The sequence below is a fragment of the uncultured Nostoc sp. genome (genome assembly GCF_964245575.1).
Taxonomy (GTDB): Bacteria; Cyanobacteriota; Cyanobacteriia; order Cyanobacteriales; family Nostocaceae; genus Nostoc.
In genome coordinates this window covers 1-4,567 of the sequence record NZ_CAXTNP010000431.1, presented here as the reverse complement: position 1 = coordinate 4,567, position 4,567 = coordinate 1, and the positions used below count along the sequence as shown (strand labels likewise).

5 protein-coding genes are annotated in these 4,567 nt (G+C 40.3%); 3 read left to right on the top strand and 2 right to left on the bottom strand.

Features of this window, described 5'->3' with window-relative positions:
* Positions 1–22: 22 nt before the first annotated feature.
* Positions 23–418: a hypothetical protein gene (locus tag ACFFAP_RS36225; protein ID WP_375515736.1), complete on the top strand. Its 396-nt coding sequence runs from the start codon at positions 23–25 to the stop codon at positions 416–418.
* Positions 419–476: 58 nt separating this feature from the next.
* On the opposite strand, the gene ACFFAP_RS36220 is transcribed toward ACFFAP_RS36225, so the two are convergent.
* Positions 477–686 carry a hypothetical protein gene (locus tag ACFFAP_RS36220; RefSeq protein WP_375515735.1) on the bottom strand — a complete coding sequence of 70 codons (210 nt, stop codon included), beginning with the start codon at positions 684–686 and terminating at the stop codon, positions 477–479.
* Between the two features lie 269 nt (positions 687–955).
* A complete protein-coding gene (locus ACFFAP_RS36215; RefSeq protein ID WP_375515734.1) occupies positions 956–1,111 on the bottom strand; it encodes a hypothetical protein in 156 nt (51 codons plus the stop codon).
* 162 nt (positions 1,112–1,273) lie between these two features.
* Here ACFFAP_RS36215 and ACFFAP_RS36210 point away from each other — a divergent pair, with 162 nt between their 5' ends.
* A complete protein-coding gene (locus ACFFAP_RS36210; protein ID WP_375515733.1) occupies positions 1,274–2,908 on the top strand; it encodes a mechanosensitive ion channel family protein in 1,635 nt (544 codons plus the stop codon).
* A gap of 410 nt (positions 2,909–3,318) precedes the next feature.
* Positions 3,319–4,521 carry an acyl-CoA dehydrogenase family protein gene (locus ACFFAP_RS36205; RefSeq protein ID WP_375515732.1) on the top strand — a complete coding sequence of 401 codons (1,203 nt, stop codon included), beginning with the start codon at positions 3,319–3,321 and terminating at the stop codon, positions 4,519–4,521.
* The last annotated feature ends 46 nt before the right edge of the window (positions 4,522–4,567 follow it).

Below are 4,567 nucleotides of genomic sequence, written 5' to 3'. Positions count from 1 at the left end.
GTAAAAGCTGCCCAATAATAAGGTGCGGCATATTTTTGAGTGCGCCAACTTTGAAAACCGCCAAATAGAGGCTTGCGTTGCTTTAGCGAAACTAAATGAAATTGCCAATGAATGCACAGAAGCAGAAGTCTTACGGCAACGGCTCAAGGTTGATGAAAACACCTTTGCCATTTATACTGTGATCAAGCAAGCAGTTGATCGCCTTGATATCAACCAAGCCGAAACCATCAACGCCATTTATGGCAACTTCCCTGATTACTGGTGGGATGCGCCTCAGGAAATTGATTTAAGAATCGAAGTAGCTTTTGAGGTAGTGGAAACCTCAAAAAGCTTTTCGTCTGAGTTGTCTTATTGCTTTAAGTTAGCTCTGCAAATCTACTCAATTCATTTTTCTTTAGAGATAAATATTCAAGGCTAATTTCTCCTTGAGATATATAACTAAAGTAACAATATTTACTAAATATCCTTATTCAATTCTATAAATGAGAATTGAGTCGCTCTAGACGTTGACGCTGTTTAAACCACTGCTGACAAACTTCTGTAGCCAAATGCTTTTCTTCTGGTGTTAATAGTTCATCAGGTTTGCCAGAAGCCAGTATTTTAGCTGCTTTTGCAGCCAAGTTGTAGTTCACGCCGTGTTTGACTAATTGTGTGTGAAAAAATTCTTCCAAGTCTTGGACTGACATAAAAAACTCTCCTTTAATCAAGTTGTCATATTCAGTTAGTACAGCGCGGCGTAAATCAAGCTACCATTTTAAAACTTGCAAAAGCCTTGATATACAAAACTTTTCAATACGTGAATGCGTGATTTTTGACTTCCGCCTTGCGGTACTAGGGGATTAAAATTTCATGAATAAAATTATGTAACCGCAATTACTGGGAATTATTACAAATATTTCAGCTAACTGGCTTCCCTCGGAAGATGCATGAGTAATTATACCTTTTATATTTTCTCTCAAATCCCAGGAGAGGGAAAGTCACAGATCCTGCTGCTGGGGAAGGGCGTAGGCGCAGACATCGCCAAGGAATCGGAATCTGGATTACTTGCCTCTGGAGCGATCGCAACAATTACAAATGCATCAAGAGCGATGCCTACGCTTGTCTGTGGCATTGCAAAAATCCATAAATGCTTCCTTGGCTTGTCGCTAGTTAACAGTTCTGTAACTCTAAATTAAATTCTTTCTATTGGTTTTATTTTATGGTAAAAAATTGATTGTGAACAAATCTAGTTAATATTAATTAGCTAGACTAAAATTATCTTGTTAGAATTCTAATGCGTTATTCTCACCGTTTGCAACTGCCATCAAAATATTTCAATATTTTCATTGCATTACTAACTTTTATTTTATTTATCTGGTTAACTCCTGTTGTTGCTCAATCATTAACTAAAGCTCCGGTTATTTTGGATGGGCAAGAGCTTTTTAAGATCAGCGATTCTGGTCATTATAGCGCTCAAGAACGGACAAATTTAATCAACTCACAACTAAAATATGCGATTAAAACTTCTGAATTTATTCAAGTTAAAATTGAAGAACGCAACCAGCTACCTACTATTTTGCTAAATGGCCGCTATCTGTTAACAGTTACAGAACAAGATACTGTTCCAGGTAGCACAGTTGATGAGCAGGCAAGGATTTGGGGGCAGGAAATTGAAGAAGCGTTACAGCAAGCTCGTTTAGAGCGAACTAAAACCTATCTCCAACATACGACTTTTGTAGCAGTAGCAATTTTACTCATAACTGCCGGATTCACTTGGCTATTAGGATGGATTAAGCATCACTTTTTCCGAGTAGCTTCACTTCGCTTAACTACTGCTAACAATGCGATACCTAATTCGGAACTGCTAAAAGTATTGGAATTATTTTTCAAATTAGTTTTGGCGAGTATGCGTATCGCACTTTGGATAAGTGCGATTCTTTATATCACTAATCTCTTTCCTTTCACTCGTCAATGGAGCTACCAAATTTCAAATATCCTGATCACCAGTTTCACCTCACCTATCCTGACATTAGGCAAGAATCCTTACTCTCTTACTGAATTAATAATTTTGATTGGTTTGTTGTTCGGCTTAGTTATCTTTGCTGGAACTTTAACCAATTTTTTACGTTCTCGCATTCTATCTTTTACTGGAATCAATCGTGGCGCTCAAGAAGCGATTGTAATACTTTTCAAATATGGTCTGATTTTTATTGGCACACTGGTACTGCTACAAATCTGGGGACTTGACATTAGCTCTTTGACAATCTTAGCAAGTGCTTTAAGCGTTGGAATTGGCTTTGGTTTACAGGATATTGCTAAGAATTTTGGCAGTGGTTTAGTACTAGTATTTGAGCGTCCGATTCAGGTTGGAGATTTTGTGGAAGTTGGGGAATATACAGGTACTGTCGAGCGAATAGGTGGCAGAAGTACCGAGATTCGCACTCTTGACCACGTTTCAATTATTGTACCCAACTCTCGCTTCTTGGAAAAAGAAGTAATCAATTGGAGCCACCGCAACCCAATTTCTCGCCTTCATCTCCCCGTTGGCGTTGCTTATAGTTCAGATCCCAAAGTCGTGCAAGCTGCTCTGTTAGAAGCAGCCTCTAAGCATCCCAATGTATTAGAGGCTCCTTCTCCTCTAGTATTATTTAAAGATTTTGGCAACAACACCTTAAATTTTGAGTTATTAGTATGGACTGCGGAACCTAATAAACAATTCTTGCTCAAAAGTGATTTATACTACAATATATATGAATTATTACAGCAAAAACAAATTGAAATTCCCTTTGCTCAATTAGATTTACATGTGCGTTCTGGCACGTTGGAATTTCCGCCAGAAATGCAGTTAGCCTTAATACAAATGTTTGAACAATTGTCAAACAATCAACAACGCATAGATCCAATCAAGCCAAGTCAAAATCAAAAGTAAATTTGGATGGTTGGCTTGCTCTTAGAAAGCTGTTTGTGTCATAATTATTAATTACTAAATTCCGAGCAAGTTTAAGTAGTATTGTTTAATAATCACCAAAACACCTGAGTTCGAGGTCATAAACTGAGTAAAAAAAGAAAGCAAAACTTAGGTTAAAAATAGTTGCGATCGCTTAACTCCCATAGAAGCATCTCAAGTTTGCAGAAACATCAATTTTTCGCAGGATGGAGTCTTGCTCATCTTCAAAAGATTTGAGTTTACCCTCGATATCGCAGGCAAAAATTCAGATGCATTCAAAAAGACAGATGAAAAATTAGAGATTAAAAGAATTCCTTCCCAATGCCCAATCCTTTTTTATTGCAAAACATCTCTGATTCAGTAGTAGTAAAGTGAGTTTTAAAGGAGTATTTATGTCACAGTTGGAGCAAGCAGTGCCAGACATCTTTGTAGCCAAAGGCTTAGAAACTCTCCCCAATAATATATTCGACCAGGTTGAGGCTCTGGCCAAAGACTTTGCCACCCGTGCAGGGGCACACGACAAAGATGGTTCCTTTCCCTTCGAGAATTTTACAGCTTTGCATGAGGCAGGATTACTCAGCCTTACCATTCCCCGTGAACTAGGTGGACAGGGTTTAGGGCTGCCAACTATCTGCCGAGTGATTGAAAAGATAGCGCGTGGCGATGCTTCGACGGCGCTAGTACTGACAATGCACTATCTCCAACATGCCCATGCGGCCCGTAGCCGTCGCTGGCATCCAGAAGTATATAAACGGCTATGTCGTGAATCAATTGAAGGTATTGCCCTGCTCAATGCTGCCCGTGTCGAACCTGAGTTAGGAACACCAGCTAGAGGCGGATTGCCTGCCACAATTGCCGAGTGGACAACAGAGGGTTGGCGTTTAACAGGTCACAAGCAATACACCACGGGTAGTCCCATCCTCAGTTACTTTATTGTTTGGGCACGGACAACTGAGGATGAACCACAAGTTGGCAGTTTTCTGGTTCCGCGCGATCTGCCCGGTTTGCAAATTGTTGAAACCTGGGATCACTTGGGGATGAGAGCTACAGGTAGCCACGATCTCATTTTGGAGAATGTATTAATCCCAAAAGAGTATGCTTTGAATATCAGCCCCATATCAACTGCGCCATCCTTTGATCCTCTGATTTCCACTTGGGGCAGTTTGACAATAAGTGCTTTATATCTTGGTGTTGCGACTAGTGCGCGAGACTGGCTTGTAAAATATCTTTGGGAGCGATCGCCTTCTAATCTCAAAGAGCCACTGGCAACTCTGCCACGCTTCCAAACTGCTGTGGGTGAGATAGAAGCGCTGCTGTTTGCTAACAATAGATTGATTTATAGCTTGGTTCAAGATATTGATCAGGGCGAGTATCAGCCTAACGTAGGATTACAGGCACAAGCTGTTAAATATCTCACCACAACTAACTCGATTCGTGCTGTAGAGATTGCCTTAGAACTAACTGGTAATCCTGGTCTGTTAAAAAGGAATCCTTTAGAGCGACACTACCGTGACGTTCTATGTAGCCGTATCCATACACCGCAAAATGATGTTATTTGCCAGTCTTTAGGGAAGTCTGTATTGAAAGTAAAGTGAGTGGGGAGTGGGGAACTCGGGGCCCCCACGAAGTGGGGATTAGGGG

Coding starts and splice junctions, on each gene's coding strand:
- ACFFAP_RS36220 (WP_375515735.1), bottom strand. CDS start 686: ATGTCAGTCCAAGACTTGGAAGAATTTTTTCACACACAATTAGTCAAA.
- ACFFAP_RS36215 (WP_375515734.1), bottom strand. CDS start 1,111: ATGCCACAGACAAGCGTAGGCATCGCTCTTGATGCATTTGTAATTGTT.
- ACFFAP_RS36210 (WP_375515733.1), top strand. CDS start 1,274: ATGCGTTATTCTCACCGTTTGCAACTGCCATCAAAATATTTCAATATT.
- ACFFAP_RS36205 (WP_375515732.1), top strand. CDS start 3,319: ATGTCACAGTTGGAGCAAGCAGTGCCAGACATCTTTGTAGCCAAAGGC.